Genomic DNA, 21212 nt, shown 5'->3' with positions numbered 1-21212 from the left:
GTGTCGAAGTCTGGGGCGCCAGCGGCGGCTGCGCGCGGGCGGGGATGTGGTCTCGGGTGCGTGGCGCGGAGTCTCGGGCTGGGGAAGTCACTTCGTGCTGGGGATGTTCCTGCAACGAAGTGATTTTCCCAGCCCGAGACTTTCGCGGGCTCCGGGACCCCGGGGCTTGGGGATTCGGAGGCTCCAGGGACTTGGGTTCCGGGGCTCGGCAGTCGCGGCGGCGCCAGCGGCGGTTACACGCGGGCGGGGATGTGGTCCCGGGTGCGTGGCGCGGAGTCTCGGGCTGGGGAAGTCACTTCGTGCTGGGGATGTTCCTGCAACGAAGTGACTTCCCCAGCCCGAGACTTCCACGGGCTCCGGGACTCTGGGGTTCGGGACGCCGGAATCGGGATCGGCGTCGGCGGAGGCGCCGTGCCGGCGGCTACGCGCGCGCGGGCACGTCGTGCCAGCGGCCGTCCTCGATGGACGCCTCCGCGGCCTCGACGATCTGCGCGGCGACGAGCCCGTCGGCGACCGACGGAGCGACCTGGCGGCCCGTGACGACGCTCTCCAGGAATCGCGCCGCCTCGATGGTCTTGAGGTCGTCGAAGCCCATGCCGGTTCCGCCGCCTGGCTGGAAACGGTGGAATTCGCCGTGGCCGGGGGACATGTAGACGGTCGTGTAGCCGTACGGGGTCGAGGAGTCGAGGCAGACTTCGAGCTCATTGAGGCGCTGGAAGTCCCACCGCAGCGAGCCGTTCGTGCCGTACACCTCGAGGGCGTACTCGGCGCGGGGGCCGCGCATGATGCGGCTGGAGTCCATGATGCCGATGGCGCCGTTGTCGAAGCGCATGAGCAGGGCCGCGTAGTCCTCGTTCTCGACGGGCTTCAGCTCCCCGGTTCCGGGGGCGGAGCGGTCGACGATGCCCGTGCCCGGTGCTGGGCGCTCGGTGATGAAGGTCTCGGCGGTCGCGGAGACGCTGCCGATGCGGCCGACGACGTGCTGGGCGAGGTCGAGGCCGTGCGAGAGCAGGTCGCCGAGCACGCCGGATCCTGCGCGCTCGCGCTCGAAGCGCCACGTGAGCGGTGCGAGGGCGTCGGACGAGTAGTCGGCGAGGAGCGCGCCGCGCACGTTCGTGACGCGGCCGATGGCGCCATCCTCGATGAGTTGCTTCATGTGCGCGATCGCGGGTGCGTTGCGGTAGTTGAACCCGACAGCCGTGACGATGCCGGCGGCATCCACTGCGGATGCGATGCGCCGCGAGTCGGACGCGTAGCGTCCCATGGGCTTCTCGATCCAGAACGGCTTCCCGGCTTCGGCTGCCGCGATGGCCATCTCGGCGTGCAGGAAGTTGGGGGAGCAGATCGAGACGACGTCGACCTCTGGGTCGGCGAGCACTTCGTGGTAGTCGGCGACGGTGCGCTCGAAGCCGAGTCGTTCCTCTGCCTGTGAGCGGGCTTCCGGCACGGGGTCGGCCGCGACGACGAGCCGCGTCTTGATGCCGAGCTCGGGGAAGTGGTCGGGGACGGCTCGGTAGGCGCGCGAGTGGAGGCGACCCATCCAGCCGACGCTGATGAGGCCGACGCCGATGGTGCGGGGCGAGGTGGTGGTCTGGTCGGTCATGGGAACTCCTTTGTCCAGCTGGGAGCTGTCATATGTTCGGACAACGAGACATTTCTACTCGGTGTGGTCGTGTCGTAGCTCTGCGTAACCTTGCGTTACCTGAAGCGTTCAGTTTCGGGAGGAGCGCGGGCGGCATGCTGTGTCGATGGGTTTCGCCGAGGGACAGTTGACCGCAGGGCCGCCGGATCGAGTCGTCGTTCGGGGTGCTCGTGAGCACAATCTGCGCGGCGTGGACGTCGATATCCCAAGGGATGCGCTTGTCGCCTTCACGGGGGTGTCGGGTTCTGGGAAGAGCTCGCTCGCGTTCGGCACGCTCTATGCGGAGGCGCAGCGGCGGTACTTCGAGTCGGTCGCACCCTACGCACGCCGCCTCATGAACCAGGTCTCGCCGCCCGACGTGGATTCGGTCGAGGGCCTGCCGCCTGCGGTCGCGCTCCCGCAGCAGCGAGGAGGCGGAAGCGCGCGTTCGACGGTCGGGAGCACGTCGACGATCGCGAATGTCGTGCGCATGCTGTTCTCGAGGGTCGGCGTGTATCCGGAGGGTGCGCCGATGCTGCTCGCGGAGGACTTCTCGGCGAACACAGTGCAGGGCGCCTGTCCGAACTGCCACGGGCTCGGCCGCGTCTACGAGGTGCCCGAGTCGCTCATGATCCCGGATGCGTCGCTGAGCATCCGCGACGGGGCGATCGCCGCGTGGCCGACGGCGTGGCACGGCAAGCAGCTCCGGGACAGCCTCGTCTCGCTCGGCTACGACATCGACATCCCGTGGAGCGAGGTTCCCAGCGAGCGCCGGTCGTGGCTGCTGAACACGACGGAGAAGCCGCAGGTGCCGGTGTTCACGGGCAGGTCGCCCGCGCAGGTTCGCGCTGCGGTGGCGGCGGGCGACGAGCCCTCGTATATGAGCACGTTCGTCGGCGTGAAGCGGTACGTGCTCGATACCTTCGCCAATTCGAAGAGCGAGCGGATGCGCGAGAAGGCTGCCGCGTTCATGGAGAGCGTGCAGTGCCCGTCGTGTCGGGGCACGCGGTTGAAGCCGGATGCTCTTGCCGTGACCTTCGAGGGGCTCGACATCACGCAGATCGCGGCGATGCCGTTGCGCGAACTGGCTGTGCTGATGGAGCGTGTGCTCGAGCCCGGCTGGGTTCGGGCGGGGCAGGCGCTGGCCCCGGAGCAGGACCTCGCGGCGCGACGCTTGGCCGGTGAGCTGTGCGCGCGACTCGCGCCGCTCTCGGACCTCGGGCTCGGCTACCTCTCCCTCGACCGGCAGACTGGCACGCTCTCCGGCGGTGAGCTACAGCGGCTTCGGCTCGCCAACCAGCTGCTCGCTGGGCTCTTCGGTGTCGTGTTCGTGCTCGATGAGCCCTCGGCGGGTCTGCATCCTGCAGACACGGAGGCGCTCCTCCGGATCCTGCGCGGGCTTCGTGATCGCGGCAACACGGTCTTCTACGTGGAGCATTCGCTCGACGTGATCCGCGAGGCGGACTGGATCGTCGACATCGGCCCGGGGGCCGGAGCCTCCGGCGGCCGCATCGTGTACTCGGGCGATCTCGAGGGGGTGACGTCCGCCGAGGAATCGGTGACGCGCCGCTACCTGTTCGACTGCGAGGACTCGCCGAAACCGAGGCTGCGTGATGCTCGGCCTAGGGAGCAGCAGGTTGCGCTCGAGGGTGTGGTGCGCAACAACATCCGCGGACTGTCCGTGGCGTTCCCGCTCGGCTGCCTCACCGCGGTCACGGGGGTCTCGGGCTCGGGGAAGACGACGCTGGTGAACCAGGCGCTGCCCGACCTGCTTCGTGCGAGTCTGGCGAGTGAGCTGGGCGAGGCCGTCGCCGATGAGGAGCCGGACGGGGCGGACCCCATGGTCGCTGTCGCGGCAGAGACCACGCGCGGTCGAGCCAACGGCCCGGCCGAGCGGCTCACGCGCATCGTGCAGGTCAGCCAGGCGCCGATCGGGCGCACGTCACGCTCGAACGTCGCGACCTACACGGGGCTGTTCGACCGCATCCGCTCCCTGTTCGCGGCGACGGATGAGGCGAAGCGCAGGCGGTACTCGGCGAGTCGATTCTCGTTCAACCTCCCGAGCGGTCGTTGCCCGACGTGCAAGGGCGAGGGGACGATGGAGGTCGAGCTGCTCTTCCTGCCCACGGTGCAGGCGCCGTGCTCGACCTGCGGCGGGAAGCGCTACAACGCGGAGACGCTGGAGATCGAGTACGAGGGATCGTCGATCGCGGACGTGCTCGCGATGAGCGTCACCGAGGCTCGGGAGAAGTTCGCCGGTCGGGCGGAGGTGCTCCAGCATCTGGACGCGCTCACCGATGTCGGGCTCGGCTACGTCTCGCTCGGCCAGCCCGCGCCGGAGCTCTCAGGCGGTGAGGCGCAGCGCGTGAAGCTCGCTGCCGAGCTGCGTCGGGCTCAGCAGGGCGACACCCTCTATCTGCTCGACGAGCCGACCTCGGGGCTGCACCCCGCTGATTCCGATCGCCTCCTCGGGCATCTCCACGACCTCGTCGATCTGGGGAACACCGTCATCCTCGTCGAGCACGATATGCGCGTCGTCGCCGGCGCGGACTGGGTGATCGACATGGGGCCGGGTGCGGGGGACGAGGGCGGCGAGGTCGTCGCGCAGGGCACCCCGCAGGAGGTGGCGGCTGCCGACGGCAGCGCGACCGCCCCCTACTTGAAGCTCGCGGTGGAGCGGCTGGCGGCATCCGGGAAGCGCTGATCCGGGTCCGCTCCTCGCGGCTGGCTCGGCGTTCCTCTCTTGGGGTGACCGTCGGTGCTGACCTTCGCCGGGGGTGCCTCGGTCACCTCGGTGTCGAGCTCTCGCACCTCCGTCTTGAGGATGCGCATCGACTGTCCGACGCTCTTCGCGAGGGCGGGCAGCTTGGACGCGCCGAAGATGAGCACGATGATGGCGAGCACGGCGAGGCCGTGCCAGCCGGTGAGATTCGCCAGCATGAAGGGTCCCTTCGGTTGTCGGTTGTCGATCAGTTCCCGGGTGCCCCGGGCCCGCCGGAGCCGCCTGGCCCTCCGGCACCGCCACCGCCGGAGGGGGCCGCGCCTGCGGTCGGGGCGGTCGTGGTATCGACGCGCACGGTGAGCGCGACGTTGTAGCCGCTCGTCGCATCGCCGGTGACGGTTGCGAGCTGGAGGGCACCGCCGTCGTCGCCGAACACGTTGTCGGAGTCGAGGCTGACCTGGGCCAGGTTCGAGGCGGATCCCTCGTAGCCTGCGAGCGCGTAGACGGCGTTCGAGGCGTACTCGGGCAGCGCGACCTGCGAGGTCGAGATTGCGTTGGTGGACTCGGTGATGTCGTCGACCGTCGGGTACACCTCGAAGTGGATGTGCGGCCAGCGGCCCGTGTAGCAGGCAGGGAAGATCGACGTGAAGGTGACGCTGCCCGAGCTGTCGGCGACCTGGACCCCGCGGAGGAAGGTCTCGTTCTCGATGCCCTCGGAGTACATGGAGTAGCCGCCTGTGGCGTCGCAGTGCCAGACGTAGACGGCGACGTTCTCGAACGGCCGGTCGCCGTTTGCCATGTCGAGGATCGTGAGCGTGAGCGTCATGGGCACACCGGCAGCTGCAGTGCTGCTGCCGATGCTCGTGCGGATGTCGCTGCGCACGACCCCGGACTGCTCGAGCACATCCGCGCCGTTCGAGCCGTCGCCCGGATAGGGGCCGGCTGTCTCGTCGGGGATCTCGCTCGCGGGGAGGGCGCCGGCTGCTGCCGATGCGCTCGCGGACGGGCTGGCCGTGGCCGCTGCCGTCGCCGCGGCGGTGCCCGCAGCACCGGATCCGGCTGGGGTGCACGCGGCGAGGGCGACCGTTCCGACCCCCACCCCGAAGATGCTGAGCAGTCCGCGCCGCGACAGGAGCGTGCCGATGTCGAAGGCGACGCCCTGGTCGACGACCTCCTCGTCCGCTCGGTCGAGGAGCCTGCCCTCGTAGGCGGGTCCGTCAGGCGTGAGGTCTGGTTCGGGGATCTTGATCATCGTGGTGCTCCTGCTCTTCGTCGTGGGACGGACGTCAGCATGAGTCGCCGGCCCAGGAGGGGGCTATGCCATGCCTATGCTCTGGCTATGGCGTTGATCCCAGGCTGAATGTCCGTGGCTCGTGCTTAGCTATGCGCACACTTCGGCGGTGGCGAGAGGCGGGGCAGCGACGTGACGCAGCAGATCGATGTTCGGGAGTCGGCGACAGGCAGAGCGGCGAGCCCAGGACCAGCCGGCCTGCAGCGTGCATCCAAGCTGCGGCAGACGCTGCTGCGACTCGGTTCCGGTGCGCTCACGAAGACCTACGACCTCTACCACCTGCACCCCGCCGTCTGGCGGTGGACCGCCCGCCACTACGTGCCGGCCATGGGCGACTTCGCGAAGTTCAACGCCTGGATGATCTGCCAGCGCGCCAACCTCGACGTGCCCGCGTACCAGCGGTGGCTGCACGAGAACGACTTCACGTTCCGGTGGTGGCAGCTCTCGAGCTACCCCGAGACGAGCAAGGACGACTACGTCAAGCGCTACACGGAAGACGAGCGCTGCTGGGGCGGGGAGATCGACACGGTCGGCACCGTGGTCGATGAGTCGAGCGGGTCGAGCGGTTCCCCCTTCAACTGGATCCGCGGGCGGCACGAGCTGAAGACCATCCACAACAACGTGGCGGGCTACATCACGCTGCTGTTCGGCACGAAGAAGCTCTTCGGCATCAACGCCTTCTCGATGGGGGCCTGGGCGACCGGCACCAACACGGGCCACGCGCTGTCGAAGATCTCGATGGTCAAGAACACCGGGCCGGACATCGACAAGATCGTCGACACCATCCGTCACTTCGGCCCGAAGTACCAGTACCTGGTGAGCGCCTACCCGCCGTTCCTGAAGCACCTTCGCGACCGGCTCGACGGCGAGGAGTGGTTCGACTGGTCGAAGCATCGACTCAACGGCTTCGTCGGAGGCGAGGCGATGACCGAGGGGCTGCGTGACTACCTGGAGGAGCGCTTCGGCCGCGTGTACTCGGGGTACGGGGCATCCGACCTCACGATCGGCATGGCGGGCGAGTCAGACGCATGCGTCTGGCTGCGCCGGGCGATGTTCGCCGACGAGCGGCTGAGGCGGGCGCTCCTCGGTGACGACGAGTCGCGCATCCCGATGGTCTTCCAGTACAACCCGCTCGAGACCTACCTCGAGACGAACGCGAGCAACGAGCTCGTCGTGACCCTCAACTCGTCTGCCGTGCTCAGCCCGAAGCTGCGCTACAACATCGGCGACGAGGCGAAGATCCTCTCGTTCCCCGAGGTACGGGAGAAGATCGCCGAGCTCGACCCCGCGTTGTCCAGGGCGTTTCACCGCGCATTCGCGGTCCAGCGGATGAAGCTGCCGTTCCTCCTGCTCTTCGGCAGGAAGGACTCGACTATCTCGTACATGGGCGCGAACCTCTATCCGATCGACATCGAGAACGGGCTCTACCGAGACAACCCGCACGCTGGCGACATCGAGTCGTTCAAGCTCGGTCTGCTGGAGCTCGACGGCCACGAGCAGCGGCCGGTCGTGCATCTCCAGTTGCGAGAGGGCGCGGCGCTCTCGAGTGAGGAGCTCGCGACGCTCAGCGAGACGACGAGGGCGGGCATCGTCGACCACCTCGCCTCCGTCTCGCGCGACTTCGCCCAGTCGCTCGACGAGGACCCGACGACGGGTGATCTCCGCATCGAGGTGCACTCCTTCGGCACGGGGCCGTTCACCGGGGGCAACGCGAAGATCAAGAACGTCTACGTCGTGAAGAACGCCGAGTAGGCCGTGTACACCACCGACTTCTCGAAGGCGCCCATCCAGGGAAGGGCGGAGGCCCTTGTCATCGTCGAGGGGCGCAGCGCCGAGCGGGAGGGCGTGATCTGGCGGCGACGCCTCCGCGACCGTCGGGTCACGGGGGAGCTGCTGCTCTTCGCGAGCGTCGAGCGCGCCCGCGAGGTCGCCGCTCGACACGACGGGCGCACGAAGCTCCTGCTCGCCGAGACCCGCGGCTACTCGAACGGCATCTGGCGGGCCGACCCCGAGCCGCCACCCGGCGAGATGGCGCACAACCCCCACTTCGCCCCCGTCGCCAAGGAACGGGCCGAAGGGCGCACGCCACCGCTCGTCGCCGAGCCCACGCGCAAGCCGAAGCGGCTCACGACGCCCATCCCGCCGCCGTCGCACACGATCTTCGACACCGCATCGATGTTCGTGGGTGCGACCCGCTACACGACCCCACTCGCCTGGGCAGTGACGAGTCGAATCTGGGGCCGGATGACCGGCAAGATGCGGCGCATGCCCGACTACTGCTGGCACGGCATCTACTGGGAGGCGCCGTGGACGCTCGGCACGCTGGCGAACTTCTCGACGCGCGACGCCCTCATCCGCTTCGCGAGGATGCCCGAGCACCGGCACCTCATGCAGTGGATCGTCAAGGACACCAAGAACGCCGACGCCGGGTTCATCCGACTCTTCGCCAGCGAGGAGGAGCTGGCGACCGTCGAAGGCAGAGTGGCTCACGAAGCGGATGGTCGCGGGACTGATGTGGGTGCGCGCGGCCCAGTCGCAGCGGTGCCTGGCTCGGTCCTGACCACCGATGTGCTTTCTGGCCGTGCTGGGGAGAAGCCGAAGTCACGCGGGATCGAGGTGCGATGCGTCAGTTCTGAGCTCGAGTTCCTGGAGTTCGTGGAGCTGCCGGGGCGCGTCTCAGACCCGAGCCGTGAGGTGCCGGTGCTCGAGTCGACACTCCGCTCGTGGTGGAAGGACAAGCACGCGCACGAGTCGAAGGTCGAGCTGCTGCTCGCCTACCGCGGGGGCATGCCGGTTGCCCGCGCCGTCACGCACACGAGCAGCGCCCTCGATGCGAAGCTGAACTCGAGGCTGCAGCTGTTCGGGGCAGTCGCCGCAGCCGACGCGGAAGCACTTGGAGCCATCGTCGGAGCCGTCGAGGAACGTGCGGCGAAGACCGGTCGGGGCGAGCTCCTCGGACCTGTCACCCTGCTCCCCAATCAAGTGGGCGGCGTCATCACCTCGGGCTTCGGCGAGCGAGGGTTCGTCGAGGGGGCCTGGAACCCGGACTGGGTACCAGGCGCGTACGAAGGGCTGGGCTTCACGACGTGGAACGAGTCGGCGACCTGGATCGCCCGCCTTGAGCAAGGCCGCCTCGGGCAGATCGAGAGCGACGCCTTCACGGCGCCGACCGAGGCCGAACTCGAGGCCGCCGGCATCGTCATCGAGCGGGCGTCGCGCTTGCGGTTCGCGCGCGATGTCGCCCGTCAGCGGGAACTCGTCAACGCCGCCTTCGCCGAGCTGCCCTACTACACGCAGATCTCGCCAACGCAGATGCGCGAGGCGACCAGCGGGCTCGTGGCTATCATCGACCCCGCCATCTGGGTGTTCGCGCTCGACGCGAAGACACGTGCGCCACTCGGCTTCCTGCTCTGCGTGCCCGACGTGACTCGCATCGTGCAGCGTTCCTCCGGTCGCATCGGGGCGAGGCAGCTGCTCGAGATCTGGCGCCAACGGCGGGAGCCACGGGAAGCGGTGCTCACCATTCAGGGCACAGCACCCGACGCTCGCGGCCGCGGGATCAGCACGCTGCTGGGGCGCACCGTCGGTGAGGCACTCATCGAGGGCGGCTACACGGCGCTGCGCTCGACCTACATCGGCCTCGACAACCCCGCCTCGGCGAGGCAGCTCAGCAGGATGGGCGGATCGGAGCTGCACAGCACGGTGTTCTACCGGCGGCCCGTGGGCTCTCGGAGCAGTCAGAGCGCAGACACACCGATCGCGGGGCAGCAGCAGGGGACGAACCAGGGGGAGCAGCCATGACCGGCATCCACACGCTGAATCAGATCATCGCCGACGCAGCGTCGGCACCGTCAGCGCACAACACCCAGCCGTGGTCGCCGCGCATGATCGGTGACGGGGCGGCCGTGGAGCTGAGAGTCTCGCGGAAGCGGACGCTCCCCGCCGCAGACCCGAGCGGTCGCGACACGCTGCTCGGTCTCGGCGCGTGGCTCGAGGCCTTCAGCGTCAGCGCGGCAGCGCACGGCGTGGCCTTCGACGTCGAGCTCCTCCCCGCGCTTGCCGACCCGGAAGCGATCGTGCAGGCCAGAAGCGACGAACCGGTGCTCCGCATCCAGCTGCACCACGACACCGTGTCTTCGGCCGACGGCGACACGACACAGCACGCCGAGTCCGCGTTCGACCCCGACTCCGAGCGACGGATGCTCGCCGCACGCAAGACCGTGCGCAGCGGGCTCGAGCCCGCGCGTGGTCTTGTGCTCGAGCTCTCCGGCTCGCTCCCCGAGTGGCTGCGGCTCGTTCCCATCGACGCTGATGACCTGCGGCACTTCTCGTCCCTCGGCACAGCCGACACTCTGCGAGAGCCGGCTGTGGCGCGCGAGCTCGCGCACTGGCTGCGGCTCCATCCCTCCCATCCGCGCTACACAGTCGATGGGCTGAACGACAAGGCGCTCGGCATCCCCGCGTTCGCCACCCGGGTCGCCTCGGCGTTCACCAGGAAGCGGCGCCTCCGAGACGCGGCAGTCGGCGTCGCCGCACCGCTCGGCGAGCTGTGGCGTCGGGTGCTGCTCGAGGTGCCCGTTTCGGCCGCCGACGAAGACGCCCCCGCCGAGGCGACGGCCTTCGTGCTCGTCGCCGACACCAAACTGCTCGACCTCGGCTCTGGGGCAGAGATCACGCGGGTGCTCAACTCCCCGCTCGGGCTGCCACCTGCGCGAGTGCTCGAAGCGGGCCGGGCGCTCATGCGCCTCTGGCTGCGTGCGACTGCGCGCGGGGCAGCCTTCGCGCCAGCCTCAGAGGTCATCGACTCATCGCTCGCGCAGGGCGAGCTGCGCTACCGGCTCGGCCTCTCCCGCCGCGACGTGCCACTGTTCGTCACGCGCGTCGGAGTACCGAGAGACGCGCATCCGCCCAGATCCCCGCGACGCTGAACAGCGCCCCTCTGCGCGGACCTCACCGTCCGCTGCGGTCCGCTCAGGTCCACTCAGTCGAAGCGCCGCATCCACTCGCTGATCAGGTCGATGCCGCGCGTGAAGGCCGGGTCGCGTGGCCGGTTGAGGAAGGCGTGCGCACTGCCGGGAACCACACGGTACTCGGTGTCGACGCCAACTGCGGTGAGCTCGCGCGCGAACGACGAACCGGATGCGCGCATCGCGTCGCGGTCCGCGTCCACCACCAGCGACGGCGGGAGGCCCGTCAGGTCGTGTCCGCCGGGGAACGCATCCGGACGCGAGAGCACGTCCTCGCTCCCCGCGTAATTGAGGTTCATGGCACCGATGAGCCAGGGAGTGTGGACGTAGCGGCGGCTTCCGCGCAGTCGGCTCAGCAGCTCGGAGGACCGGGTCGGCAGCTGCGCGTGGAAGGTCCCGTAGGCCAGGAAGAGGCCACGCACGGGAGAGCGCTCAGCCCGCGCGAGCCGGTACGCCGCCGCCGCCGCGAGGCACGCACCGGCACTCGCCCCGCCGAGCACCACGTCACGACCCGACCGGGAGGCGACCGCCTCGACGACCGCGAGCACGTCGTCGAGCGGTACGGGGAAGCGCACATCGGGGCGGCGGTCGCGTTCCGAGCGAGCTGAGCGTCCTGACTGCTCCGCACGTCCGGATCGCTCCGGACCCTTCGCGGACCCGGACGCCTCGCGCTGGGCCCGGTCGCGCCCGCCGAGCGTCACGAGCCGGTAGTCGACCGTCGTCACCTCGAACCCGGTGCGCGCCAGAGCGAGCGCGACCTCATGCGTCTCCGGCTGGTCGAGGCCGCCCGAGTAGAAGCCGCCGCCGTGCAGCCAGATCACCGGGGAACCCGAGATCAGGGGAGTGCCGGCGGCGGGCGCGTAGCTGCGGACCGGAACCGGGCCGTTCGGTCCAGCGACGGAGGAACCCGTCGCATCCACCCCGTGCGGTGCAGTCGGCGAGCGTCTCGGCATCCGCCCACCATACGGGCACACGCTCTAGGCTCTTCGAATGCACGAGCTACGCCTCTCCCCGGAAACCCAGCGCCGTGCCGTCGCGCTGAACATGCGGCAGTCCTGGATCAGCCTCGGGATGCTCGCCCCTCTCCTGCTGATCCTCACCGTCATCTTCTCGCTGCAGGATTTCTGGCTCGGCTTCGGCTACGGCGCACTGATCGTCGTCCTCCTCGGGGGCTCCGTGCCGCTCTCCATCTGGCTCGCGCGCAAGTCGATGCGCGAGACCTACATCCGCTTCGGCGACGGCTGGATCGAGCACAAGTGGATGTTCCGCACCCGCCGGTTCGCGGCGGCAGAGGCCACCAGCGTCGTCACGGTCGACCGGATGTCATTCGGCGGCTTCTCCGGACCTCCCACCCATCACCTCATCGTGACGGGCCACGACCGCCGCCTGCTGATCCTCGTCGGGCAGATGTGGAGCACGCAGCAGCTCACGGCGATCATGCAGGACCTCTCGAGCCGGGGCGTGCCGTGGATGTCCGTCCCCGAGCTCGTCACGCCGCCGCAGCTGCGCCAGCGGGACCCTCGCCTCGTGCCGTGGTGGCAGGCGCACCCGGTCGCCCTCGCCCTGCTGATCGCCGGCGGCGTCTTCGTCTTCGTCATCCTGCTGCTCATCGTCCTGGCCTTCGTCATCTTCACGGCGACCACGTCCTGACCGAGGCTCCTGGCACTCGCTGAGCATCGTCCCCGGCCCGCGGCATACGCTGAGTCAGTGCGCTCCCTCTCCCGTCTCACCGGCCTCGACCGGATTCAGGCGAGCAAGCGCGTGCCCGCACTGCAGGTCGCGAAGACCGCCGTCGCGGCGGTGGGCGCCTGGCTGCTCGCAGGGTGGCTCATCCCTGGCCCATTGCCGGTGTTCGCGGCCGTCGCCGCGCTGCTCGTCGTACAGCCGAGCGTCAACCAGTCGTTCGCGAAGGCGCTCGAGCGAAGTGCCGGCGTCGTCATCGGCGTCGCCGTCGCGAGCGCCATCTCGCTTGTCCTCGGCCCCCAGTCGTGGGTGATCCTCCTCGCGATCGTCGTCGCCATGGTCGTCGCCTGGCTGCTGCGCATGACCGCGACGACCAGCAACCAGGTCGCCATCAGCGCCATGCTCGTGCTCGCGCTAGGCGCATCCACGCCCGAGTACGCGCTCGACCGCATCCTCGAGACCTTCATCGGCGCGGCCTTCGGGCTGCTCGTGAACGCCATCATCCTGCCGCCCGTGCTCGTCGGGCCTGCGCAACGCGACACCGCGATGCTCGGCAACGAGATCGCCGCGTCGTTGGAGCGACTCGCCGACGCCATCGAGCAGCCGCAGACCGCCGCGAGCCTCACCGAGATGCTCCTCAAGGCGCGCCTGCTGCGACCCATGGCCGGCGCCGCAGAGAACTCGATCGCCGACGGCCTCGAGTCCCTCGCGTTCAACCCGCGCAAGTCGAGCCACCACGAGGAACTCGTCGAGTGCCGGCAGCTCCTCGACCGCTTCCGCCCGATCGTCACACAGCTCACCGGCATGACCCGTGCCGTCGCAGAGCACTGGGAGCCGACCCTCGCGGACGAGCCGCAGGCCATCGCGATCGCCGAGCAGCTCCGACGGGCCGCCCACGACACGCGCATCCTCATCCCGAGTGAGCCCGGAGAGCCCCGCGGGTTCATCCTCGAACCGCCCGCCCTCACCGCTCCGCTGGTCGTCTCGGCACCAAAGGGCGGCAGCTGGGTGCTCATCGGCTCCCTCATCGAAGACCTCCGCCGCATCCACGAGGGGCTCACCGCTGACGCGTAGCGGCAAGGCACGCCTCTCCGCCTTCGCGCGGTTGGTCGCCCGGGCCTGCTCGGCCGAGTCTCTCGCCCTGCGCGCCTGCACCGGCCGTTCGGCCGTGCTGGCCGCGCGCCTGTGTTGGCCGCGCGCACGTGCCGCCCGTTTGCCCCACCTGGCCAACTTTCGTGATGAGGCGGTCGGGGATGCGCTCTCAGGGGCCCGGCAGCGGTTCTCGTCACGCAAGTTGGCCGCCGCTGAGAGAGCTGGCCTGCTATCCAGACCTAGGAATCCCCTATCCCGTCCTCGGGGCCCCCTGCCCCGCCGTCGCGGCCCCCTGCTCGCGGCCCCCTGCCCCGCCGTCGGAATCCCCTCTGTTCAACTCGCGGGATGGATGGGCCCGGAATGTGCCCTTCGGGCCCCGGTGCGCCGTTCTCGTCACGCAAGTTGGCCGCGCTCCACGCCGGACGCCCGCCGCGCGCGCCGTGGCAGGGCATGCCAGTACCTGGCACGACCGACCCTCCCGGGCGCAGGCTGGTAGCGATCCAATGGAGGAACGGCGGCGGCCGGCGCTCTCGAGGAGGGCGGCGGGCGCGCTGCCATTCCCGGAAGCGCAACGAGAGGCACCCATGAAGGCCACATTCATGTACGCGGCAGGCGACGTCCGAGTCGAGACCGTCGCCGACCCGACCATCCAGCAGCCCACCGACGCGATTGTTCGCGTCACGCAGGCGTGCATCTGCGGTTCGGACCTGCATCCGTATCACTCGATGCAGTCGAGCGAACAGGGGTCCCCGATGGGACACGAGCTCATCGGCATCGTCGAGGAGATCGGCGCTGCCGTCACGACCCTGGAGGTCGGCGACTTCGTCATCGCGCCGTTCGCGTTCCAGGACAACACGTGCGTGTTCTGCCGCGAGGGTGTGCAGACGTCGTGCCTCCATGGCGGCTTCTACGGAAGCCCCGAGGTCGGCGGTCTGCAGGCGGAGTTCGCCCGTATCCCGCAGGCCGACGGCAGCCTGGTCGTCGTGCCCGGCGTCGACGCCGCAGCGCTCGGCCGAGGGGAGAGCCCTGAGCTCACTGCGAGCCTGCTGACGCTGTCCGACGTGTATCTGACCGGCTACCACGCAGCCCACATGGGTCGTGTCGAAGCCGGCAAGACCGTCACCGTCATCGGTGACGGCGCCGTCGGGCTCTCGGCTGTGCTCGCCGCCAAGCAGCTCGGCGCGGAGCGCATCATCCTCATGGGTCGCCACACCTCGCGCACCGATCTCGGCATCGAGTTCGGCGCAACCGACGTCGTCGCCGAGCGCGGTGACGACGGCATCGCGCAGGTCATGGACCTCACGAACGGCGAAGGCAGCCACGTCGTCCTCGAAGCAGTCGGCCACATGCCCGCCTACGAGCAGGCCTACGGCATCGTGCGCCCCGGCGGCGTCATCTCCCGGGTCGGTGTGCCGCAGTACGAGGAAGCCCCCATCGGCTTCGGCTCGCTCTTCGGCAGGAACGTCACCCTCACCGGCGGGCCCGCCCCCGTCCGCGCCTACATGGAACCGGCTATCCAGCAGGTGCTGAACGGCGACATCAACCCCGGCCTCGTCTTCGACCGCACGATCGGCATCGACGAGGTGCCGGCCGGCTACGCCGCGATGGATGCGCGCGAAGCCCTCAAGGTGCTCGTCCAGATGTAGGCGCCCAGCGGCCGTGCACGCTCACCGCATGCGCGGCCGCGCACGAACCGAAATTGCGTGATCGATTGTCGAGAGGAACACCTTCATGAGCACTGAACTCCAGCCGAAGAGCGCGACCAGCAAGGGGCCAGCCGAGTGGTTCACCGGCGACGTCTACTTCAATGCCTACTACGCGGGCACCGAACCGTCGCGCACCCGCCTCAACCTGGTGCGCTTCACACCGGGCGCGCACACGGCCTGGCACCGCCACGCGGTCGGTCAGACCCTGCACGTCACCGAGGGGTACGGCTACGTGCAGTCGCGTGGTGAGGAGCTCATCGAGCTGCGCCCGGGCGACACCGTCTACACCCCGGCCGGCGAGTGGCACTGGCACGGCGCATCCGCCGACAACTTCATGTGCCACCTCGCGCTCTGGGAAGCTCCAGGTGCTGACTCCGACGAGCCCGAGACGGTCTGGGGCGAGCTGCTCACGCCGGAGGAATACCCGCAGAGCTAGTGGGGAGAGCGCGCGACGGCCGGCAGGGCCTCGTGCGCCGCTCAGCCACCCGCTGACTCTGCCCACCGACCCACGCCTCCGCAAACGTGAGCCAGTGCATCCAGAATCCTTGGCGGTGGATGCTTCTGGCTCACTTTTGCGCCCGTCAGTCGAGCGAGCGAGAGCTCGCGCGCCGGCGGGCGAGGCCTCGGGTGTCGCTCGGCCACCCGCTGACCTTGCACGCCCGGCGCCTTTGAAAAGTGAGCCAGAAGCATCGAGAATCCTTGGCGGTGGATGCTTCTGGCTCACTTCTGCGCCCGTCAGTCGAGCGAGCGAGGGCTCGCGCGCCGGCAGGCGAGGCCTCGGGCGTCGCTCGGCCACCCGCTGACTCTCCACCTTGCGCCTCCGCAAACGTGAGCCAGATGCACATCCAGAATCCTTGGCGGTGGATGCTTCTGGCTCACTTTTGCGTCCGTCAGAGAGGCGACTGCGTGCGGCAGGGCAGCAGCAAGCAGCAAGCAGCAGGCAGCAGGCAGATGGCAGCGAGCCCGCGCCTACTGCTGCTGGAAGGCTGCCTGCGCTTCGACGGGGAACTCTGTCGCCGCCCAGGACGCGAGCATCCGCAAGCCGTCGGCGCTGGCGCTTCCCTCGGCGGCCGTGTAGACGTTCATCGTGAGGCCGGGCTCGCTCGGCAGTGGCAGCGACTCGAAGTTCAACTCGAGCAAGCCGACGATTGGGTGGTTCAGGCGCTTCACGCCGCTGCGGTGGAACTTCACGTCCTTCGCCGCCCACATCTCGCGGAACAGCTCACTCTGCGTCGATAGCTCTCCGATGAGCTGGTGCAGCTGGGGGTCGTGGGGGTTCCGGCCCGCCTCCATTCGCAGCATGGATGCCGCGTCGGCGGCGATGCGGTCGAAGTCCGGCCAGAACTCACGGGCCGCCGGATTCAGGTAGATGTACCTCGTCGTGTTGACGGGCCGGCGAGGGTCGTCGAAGACGGGGGAGTAGAGCGCCCGGCCGAGGCGGTTGGCCGCGAGGACATCGTGTCGGTCGTTGCGCACCCACGCGGGTGCCTCGGAGAACGCGTCGAGCATCTGACGCACCGAGGCGCGCAGCTCGCCGCCGCCCCGCTTCCTCGACACTCGCCTGGATGGAGCGCTCGCCCGTGCGAGGTTGAACAGGTGCTCGCGCTCTGCCTCGTCGAGCTGCAGCGTCGACGCGATGGCATCGAGCACACTCTCCGAGGCGCCCGACAGATTGCCGCGCTCGAGCCGCACGTAGTAGTCAACAGAGACGCCAGCGAGCATCGCGACCTCTTCGCGCCGGAGGCCCGCGACGCGGCGGTTCCCTCCGTAGGCCGGCAACCCGGCCTGCTCAGGGGTGATCTTCGCCCGGCGGGAGCTGAGGAACTCCTTCACCTGCGCGCGCACATCGTTCATGTGTCCAAGCTACGCCCGCAGGCCCGAGCGAGGGAGGCCCCGCGAGTACCTGGTGGCGGATGCAGGAGCGCTGTCCAACTTCAGTGCAGATCTCTGCGGGAACGCGAGCAGAGCGCCCGTCGGGGCTGATTCTGCCCTGAAGTTGGACATGGGCGGAGCCAAGCAGGCCCGGGCCTGGGGACCCGGCCCGGCGTTGGCCCCGGCGTCGTCCCGGGAGCCTGCCCGGGATCCAGGCCGTCCCGGCTCGGCTGAAGACGGGGTGGCTGGCCAACTTCCGGGACCAGATCGCCTTAGGCGCGCGGGCCGGGCCTGCGCGGGCGTTTTCGTCCCGGAAGTTGGACACTCGCGAGGGGAGAACCACCGCGAGGTGGGGTCAGCGCAGAGAGGAGCGCGGCCGCACGGATCAGGCCTCGTGGATCAGGCCGCACCGATCAGGCCTCGCGGATCAGGCCGCGCGGATCAGGCCTCGGGGATGGGCATGCCGTAGGCCTCGAGGGTCAGCGACTCGGGCTCGGGCCCGCGGCGCACGCCCTTGTCGAGGGCGTCGATCTGGGCGACCTCGTCGGGCGTGAGCTCGAAGCTGAAGATGTCGAAGTTCTCGGCGATGCGGTGCGGCTTGACCGACTTGGGGATCACCGAGCGGCCCTCCTGCACGTGCCAGCGCAGCATGACCTGCGCCGGGCTCTTGCCGTGGGCGTCCGCGATGGTGCGGATCGTCGAGTCCTCGAGGGTGCTTCCGCCGTCCCCTTCGCGGTAGAAGGTGATGCCGCCGATGGGTGACCAGGCCTGGTCGAGGATGCCGTGGCGCGCATCCGCTTCCTGCACGTCCTTCTGCTGGAAGTAGGGGTGCAGTTCGATCTGGTTGAGGGCCGGCACGATGTCGGTCGCGTCGAGCAGCCGGTCGAGGTGGTCTGGCATGAAGTTGCTGACGCCGATGGCGCGCACCTTGCCGTCGGCGTAGAGCCGTTCGAGGGCACGGTAGGCGCCGATCGTCTTCTCCCAGTCGGTGGGGAGCGGCTGGTGGAGGATGAGCAGGTCCAGCTGCTCGAGGCCGAGCTTGCGGGCCGACTTGTCGAAGGCGTGGAGGGTCTCGTCGAAGCCGTAGTCGCTGATCCAGACCTTGGTCTCGACGAAGATCTCGTCGCGGGGCACTCCGGATGCGGCGATCGCCTGGCCGACTTCCCGCTCGTTGCCGTAGGCGGCGGCGGTGTCGATGTGGCGGTAGCCGACGCGCAGGGCTTCGGCGACGGCGGCTGCGGTCTCTTCTGGTGCGGACTGGTAGACGCCGAAGCCGATGCTGGGCAGTTCGACGCCGTTGTTCAGGGCGAGGTTCGTGGTGCTCATGCTGAAAACGCTACGTCTGGCGGCTGAGGGGTGGCAGGTTCTGACAGAACCTGTCAGTCGAACCGAAGCCGTTTCGGATGGGCGAAAACCCGCACTTGCGCACTGGGTCCCGCATGCCTACACTTTCGGCAGGTGCACAAACGATCATATCTATTTGCAACTTCGTGCACACCCCGACAAAGGAGTCAGAACATGCGGTTTACGTCGCCGCTCGCCGCCCTCGCGGCCAGCACAGTCGAGCACAGCTCGACGACCACGTCGGGAGGGCAGCCGGCATGGAAGTAATCACCTGGATCGCCGAGAACTTCATCGGCCTCTTCAACGCCTCCGCCGAGAGCCTCATGGGTCTCATCACGGGCATCCTCCCCCTCCTTCTCGTGCTGCTCACGGCAATGTACGCCGTCACCACGTGGATCGGCGAGGAGCGCGTCACGCGCGCCGTCCGCTGGGCGGGCAAGTACGCGATCACGCGCTACACGGTCATGCCGATCATCGCGGTCATCATGCTGACGAACCCCATGGCCTACACGTTCGGCCGCTTCCTCCCCGAGCGCTACAAGCCGGCCTTCTACGACTCCGCAGTGTCGTTCGTGCACCCGGTCACCGCGTTCCTGCCTCACGCCAACGCGGGTGAGCTGTTCGTCTGGACGGGCATCTCCGCCGGTGTCCTCTCCATCGCGCCGGACAAGTACGCGACCCTCGCGGCCCTGTACTTCATGGTCGGCATCGTCGTCATCTTCATCCGCGGCATAACGACGCAGTGGATCACGAAGATCCTCATCAAGCGCGGCGGACACGAGGCGACGTTCGCTCGCTTCGACGAGATGTATGCAGAGGGCCACCTCCAGGGCTCCAAGAGCGAAGGTGGTGTCCTGTGAGCACAGACGCTGAGAACACGAACGCCAACTCGGCCGACGGCGGCGCGAGCACCGCGGACTACAAGGGCGTCAAGGTCAACCGCGGTCGCGGCGGCTGGGGCGACGGGCTGACGCTCGTCCCCAACGCTGAGAAGAACATCGTCCTGTCGGTCACGGGCGGTGGCATCCACCCGGTTGCCCAGAAGATCGCTGAGCTCACGGGCGCTGAGGCCGTCGACGGCTTCAAGAACAACGTGCCGGACGCCAACGTGCTCTGCGCGGTCATCAACTGCGGTGGCACGGCGCGCATCGGCGTGTACCCGAAGAAGCGCATCCCGACGGTGGATGTGTACCCCGGCGAACCGGGCGGCCCGCTCGCCCAGTTCATCACCGAGGACATCTTCGTCTCCGACGTCGCCCCTCGCGACGTGGTCGCGCTCGACGCGGCGGCAACGGCAGCAGCTGGTGCCCCGGCCGCAGCCGAGGCGCCCAGCCTGAGCCCGGAAGAGGTCGCGGCGAAGGCCAAGGCGGATGCACGCGCCAGGGTCGCAGCGCAGGGAAGCGGATTCACGGGCTTCGTCGTGAAGTTCGGAAACGCCATCGGCTACTTCATCAACACGCTGCTCTCCTCGGGCCGCCAGGCGATCAAGCTGACCCTCAACACGATCCTGCCGTTCATGGCGTACGTCTCGCTCCTCATCGGAGTCGTCACGTACACGGGTGCTTCGGACTTCATCGCCAACGCGGTTTCGCCGCTGGCCTCGAACCCGATCGGCCTGATCCTGCTCGGCGTCATCACGGGTCTCCCGTTCCTGTCGCCGATCCTCGGCCCAGGTGCCGCTATCGCCCAGGTCGTCGGCGTGCTCATGGGCACGCAGATCGCGGCAGGCGCGCTGCCGGTGCAGTACGCACTGCCGACGCTCTTCGCGGTCAACGGCCAGGTCGGCTGTGACTTCATCCCCGTCGGTCTCTCCCTCGGTGAGGCTGAGCCGGAGACGGTCGCGGTCGGTGTCCCCGCCGTGCTGTTCTCCAGGCAGATCACGTCGCCTCTCGCGGTTGTGCTCGCCTACTTCGCCTCCTTCCTCCTCATCTAGTGGGCGCCGGGCGGGCCGCACCCGGCCCGCCCGCGCATCCACCCCTGAACTTCGCTTCAACCTCCCGCCTCAAGAAAGGACCACCACGTGTCCACGACCATCTGGCAGTCAGAAATCGCACGCATCGGACCCGACGCGAACGACATGTTCGAGGGTGGCGTCTACATCCTCTTCGGCGAACCCGTTCCGGATGCGCTCGCCGAGGTCAGCCTCGTGCACAAGGGCCACTCGGGTGAGTTCGTCCCCGTGCAGGCCGGCGACGAGTTCGTGATCGGCGACGAGGCCGTCACGGTCACCGCGGTCGGCGACCTCGCCAACCCGAACCTGCAGGAACTGGGTCACGTGGTGCTCTACCTGAACGCGGAAGACACCGCGCTCCTCCCGGGCGCCATCCAGGCGACCGGCACCCTCACGACTCCCGCCGAGGGCGCACTCATCAGCGTGCGCCGGAACGAGGTGTAGATCATGGACTGGAGATTCCCCGCCGTTCTGGTCCTCGCGCTTGTCCTGAGCATGTTCATGACGGTCGTGCAGATGCGCGCCTACATGAGCCAGGTCAACGAGATCGCGAAGGCGAACGCCGGCAAGAACCTCAACCTCGTCAGCGGTCGAGGCAAGGGCGCCTTCCGCGGCGCTATCGCCGTGCTGCTCGTCGACCCGACCACGCTCGAGGTCGTCGAGGCGCGCGCGCTCCTCGGGTTCAGCGTCTTCGGACGCCTGAAGCCCGCACCCGACCTCGAGGGCCCGCTCAAAACGGTCTACGACCGCGCGGAGGCCCGCCACAAGCACCTCGGAACCGCCGTCCGCCAGGCGATCAGCATGCTGCCGCACACGGTGCGCGCCCAGGTCACGCTGCCACCGGTCAAGGGCAAGAAGAAGCGTGCGCAGCCCAACGCTGTCAAGGGCGCGGCCCCGAAGCAGTTCGCCGGCCTCTCCCGCGTCAGCAACTAGCCCCCTGATCAGCACCCCACCCCACGAACT

Annotated in this window: 18 protein-coding genes; 12 read left to right on the top strand and 6 right to left on the bottom strand. The window is 68.9% G+C overall.

The window, feature by feature from the left end; translation table 11 throughout:
• Positions 1-421: 421 nt before the first annotated feature.
• On the bottom strand, positions 422-1603 hold the full coding sequence (locus tag GV007_RS02140; RefSeq protein ID WP_160070794.1) for a Gfo/Idh/MocA family protein: 1182 nt from the start codon (positions 1601-1603) through the stop codon (positions 422-424).
• A gap of 145 nt (positions 1604-1748) precedes the next feature.
• Here GV007_RS02140 and GV007_RS02135 point away from each other — a divergent pair, with 145 nt between their 5' ends.
• Positions 1749-4325, top strand: a complete 2577-nt coding sequence (locus GV007_RS02135; protein WP_160070793.1) for an excinuclease ABC subunit UvrA — start codon at positions 1749-1751, stop codon at positions 4323-4325.
• On the opposite strand, the gene GV007_RS02130 is transcribed toward GV007_RS02135, so the two are convergent.
• Both GV007_RS02130 and GV007_RS02125 read right to left on the bottom strand, forming a co-directional pair.
• Positions 4277-4561, bottom strand: coding sequence for a twin-arginine translocase TatA/TatE family subunit (locus GV007_RS02130; protein WP_160070792.1), 285 nt, complete (start codon positions 4559-4561; stop codon positions 4277-4279). The genes GV007_RS02135 and GV007_RS02130 overlap by 49 nt on opposite strands.
• Before the next feature lie 29 nt (positions 4562-4590).
• Entirely contained in the window at positions 4591-5595 is a 1005-nt protein-coding gene (locus GV007_RS02125) for an intradiol ring-cleavage dioxygenase (RefSeq protein WP_160070791.1), read from the bottom strand.
• 171 nt (positions 5596-5766) lie between these two features.
• Here GV007_RS02125 and GV007_RS02120 point away from each other — a divergent pair, with 171 nt between their 5' ends.
• From GV007_RS02120 to GV007_RS02110, 3 genes are read left to right on the top strand one after another with little or no spacing between them, the layout of a single operon-like run.
• Positions 5767-7386, top strand: coding sequence for a phenylacetate--CoA ligase family protein (locus tag GV007_RS02120; RefSeq protein WP_236558260.1), 1620 nt, complete (start codon positions 5767-5769; stop codon positions 7384-7386).
• 3 nt (positions 7387-7389) lie between these two features.
• On the top strand, positions 7390-9435 hold the full coding sequence (locus tag GV007_RS02115; RefSeq protein WP_160070790.1) for a hypothetical protein: 2046 nt from the start codon (positions 7390-7392) through the stop codon (positions 9433-9435).
• Complete coding sequence (locus GV007_RS02110) at positions 9432-10562, top strand: hypothetical protein (RefSeq protein WP_160070789.1); 1131 nt, start codon at positions 9432-9434, stop codon at positions 10560-10562. The genes GV007_RS02115 and GV007_RS02110 overlap by 4 nt, the downstream gene beginning before the upstream one ends.
• Positions 10563-10615: 53 nt before the next feature.
• On the opposite strand, the gene GV007_RS02105 is transcribed toward GV007_RS02110, so the two are convergent.
• The gene (locus GV007_RS02105) at positions 10616-11554 is read right to left on the bottom strand and encodes an alpha/beta hydrolase (protein ID WP_160070788.1); all 939 of its coding nucleotides are present in this window, start codon (positions 11552-11554) and stop codon (positions 10616-10618) included.
• Between the two features lie 37 nt (positions 11555-11591).
• Between GV007_RS02105 and GV007_RS02100 the strand changes: the two genes are divergently transcribed.
• From GV007_RS02100 to GV007_RS02085, 4 genes are all read left to right on the top strand, one after another.
• Positions 11592-12251, top strand: coding sequence for a hypothetical protein (locus GV007_RS02100; protein WP_160070787.1), 660 nt, complete (start codon positions 11592-11594; stop codon positions 12249-12251).
• A gap of 57 nt (positions 12252-12308) precedes the next feature.
• A complete protein-coding gene (locus tag GV007_RS02095) occupies positions 12309-13358 on the top strand; it encodes an FUSC family protein (RefSeq protein ID WP_201297540.1) in 1050 nt (349 codons plus the stop codon).
• Between the two features lie 602 nt (positions 13359-13960).
• Entirely contained in the window at positions 13961-15022 is a 1062-nt protein-coding gene (locus GV007_RS02090; protein WP_194676345.1) for a zinc-binding dehydrogenase, read from the top strand.
• A gap of 85 nt (positions 15023-15107) precedes the next feature.
• Positions 15108-15518 (top strand): (R)-mandelonitrile lyase, encoded by a 411-nt coding sequence (locus tag GV007_RS02085; protein ID WP_160070786.1) that lies wholly within the window; start codon positions 15108-15110, stop codon positions 15516-15518.
• 533 nt (positions 15519-16051) lie between these two features.
• Here the strand turns inward: GV007_RS02085 and GV007_RS02080 are convergent.
• Positions 16052-16936 carry a helix-turn-helix transcriptional regulator gene (locus GV007_RS02080; RefSeq protein WP_160070785.1) on the bottom strand — a complete coding sequence of 295 codons (885 nt, stop codon included), beginning with the start codon at positions 16934-16936 and terminating at the stop codon, positions 16052-16054.
• 459 nt (positions 16937-17395) lie between these two features.
• Positions 17396-18280 carry an aldo/keto reductase gene (locus GV007_RS02075; protein ID WP_160070784.1) on the bottom strand — a complete coding sequence of 295 codons (885 nt, stop codon included), beginning with the start codon at positions 18278-18280 and terminating at the stop codon, positions 17396-17398.
• A gap of 275 nt (positions 18281-18555) precedes the next feature.
• Here GV007_RS02075 and srlA point away from each other — a divergent pair, with 275 nt between their 5' ends.
• The 4 genes from srlA (at position 18556) to GV007_RS02055 (ending at position 21182) form a co-directional block, all read left to right on the top strand.
• Positions 18556-19158 carry a PTS glucitol/sorbitol transporter subunit IIC gene (srlA, locus tag GV007_RS02070; RefSeq protein WP_104240118.1) on the top strand — a complete coding sequence of 201 codons (603 nt, stop codon included), beginning with the start codon at positions 18556-18558 and terminating at the stop codon, positions 19156-19158.
• On the top strand, positions 19155-20231 hold the full coding sequence (srlE, locus tag GV007_RS02065; protein ID WP_104240119.1) for a PTS glucitol/sorbitol transporter subunit IIB: 1077 nt from the start codon (positions 19155-19157) through the stop codon (positions 20229-20231). Before srlA ends, srlE begins: the two co-directional genes overlap by 4 nt.
• 87 nt (positions 20232-20318) lie before the next feature.
• The gene (locus tag GV007_RS02060) at positions 20319-20693 is read left to right on the top strand and encodes a PTS glucitol/sorbitol transporter subunit IIA (protein WP_104298078.1); all 375 of its coding nucleotides are present in this window, start codon (positions 20319-20321) and stop codon (positions 20691-20693) included.
• Positions 20694-20696: 3 nt separating this feature from the next.
• On the top strand, positions 20697-21182 hold the full coding sequence (locus tag GV007_RS02055) for a transcriptional regulator GutM (protein ID WP_160070783.1): 486 nt from the start codon (positions 20697-20699) through the stop codon (positions 21180-21182).
• Positions 21183-21212: the final 30 nt, after the last annotated feature.

This window comes from Pseudoclavibacter sp. 8L, from assembly GCF_902506465.1.
In the GTDB taxonomy this organism is placed as follows: domain Bacteria; phylum Actinomycetota; class Actinomycetes; order Actinomycetales; family Microbacteriaceae; genus Pseudoclavibacter.
This window is presented reverse-complemented; position numbering and strand designations above follow the sequence as displayed.

What these genes read in the sequence shown, in the direction of transcription:
- GV007_RS02135 (WP_160070793.1), top strand. Translation starts at nt 1,749, where the DNA reads ATGGGTTTCGCCGAGGGACAGTTGACCGCAGGGCCGCCGGATCGAGTC.
- GV007_RS02125 (WP_160070791.1), bottom strand. Translation starts at nt 5,595, where the DNA reads ATGATCAAGATCCCCGAACCAGACCTCACGCCTGACGGACCCGCCTAC.
- GV007_RS02080 (WP_160070785.1), bottom strand. Translation starts at nt 16,936, where the DNA reads ATGAACGATGTGCGCGCGCAGGTGAAGGAGTTCCTCAGCTCCCGCCGG.
- srlA (WP_104240118.1), top strand. Translation starts at nt 18,556, where the DNA reads ATGGAAGTAATCACCTGGATCGCCGAGAACTTCATCGGCCTCTTCAAC.
- GV007_RS02100 (WP_160070787.1), top strand. Translation starts at nt 11,592, where the DNA reads ATGCACGAGCTACGCCTCTCCCCGGAAACCCAGCGCCGTGCCGTCGCG.
- GV007_RS02105 (WP_160070788.1), bottom strand. Translation starts at nt 11,554, where the DNA reads ATGCCGAGACGCTCGCCGACTGCACCGCACGGGGTGGATGCGACGGGT.
- GV007_RS02140 (WP_160070794.1), bottom strand. Translation starts at nt 1,603, where the DNA reads ATGACCGACCAGACCACCACCTCGCCCCGCACCATCGGCGTCGGCCTC.
- GV007_RS02110 (WP_160070789.1), top strand. Translation starts at nt 9,432, where the DNA reads ATGACCGGCATCCACACGCTGAATCAGATCATCGCCGACGCAGCGTCG.
- GV007_RS02075 (WP_160070784.1), bottom strand. Translation starts at nt 18,280, where the DNA reads ATGAGCACCACGAACCTCGCCCTGAACAACGGCGTCGAACTGCCCAGC.
- GV007_RS02085 (WP_160070786.1), top strand. Translation starts at nt 15,108, where the DNA reads ATGAGCACTGAACTCCAGCCGAAGAGCGCGACCAGCAAGGGGCCAGCC.
- GV007_RS02130 (WP_160070792.1), bottom strand. Translation starts at nt 4,561, where the DNA reads ATGCTGGCGAATCTCACCGGCTGGCACGGCCTCGCCGTGCTCGCCATC.
- GV007_RS02055 (WP_160070783.1), top strand. Translation starts at nt 20,697, where the DNA reads ATGGACTGGAGATTCCCCGCCGTTCTGGTCCTCGCGCTTGTCCTGAGC.
- GV007_RS02090 (WP_194676345.1), top strand. Translation starts at nt 13,961, where the DNA reads ATGAAGGCCACATTCATGTACGCGGCAGGCGACGTCCGAGTCGAGACC.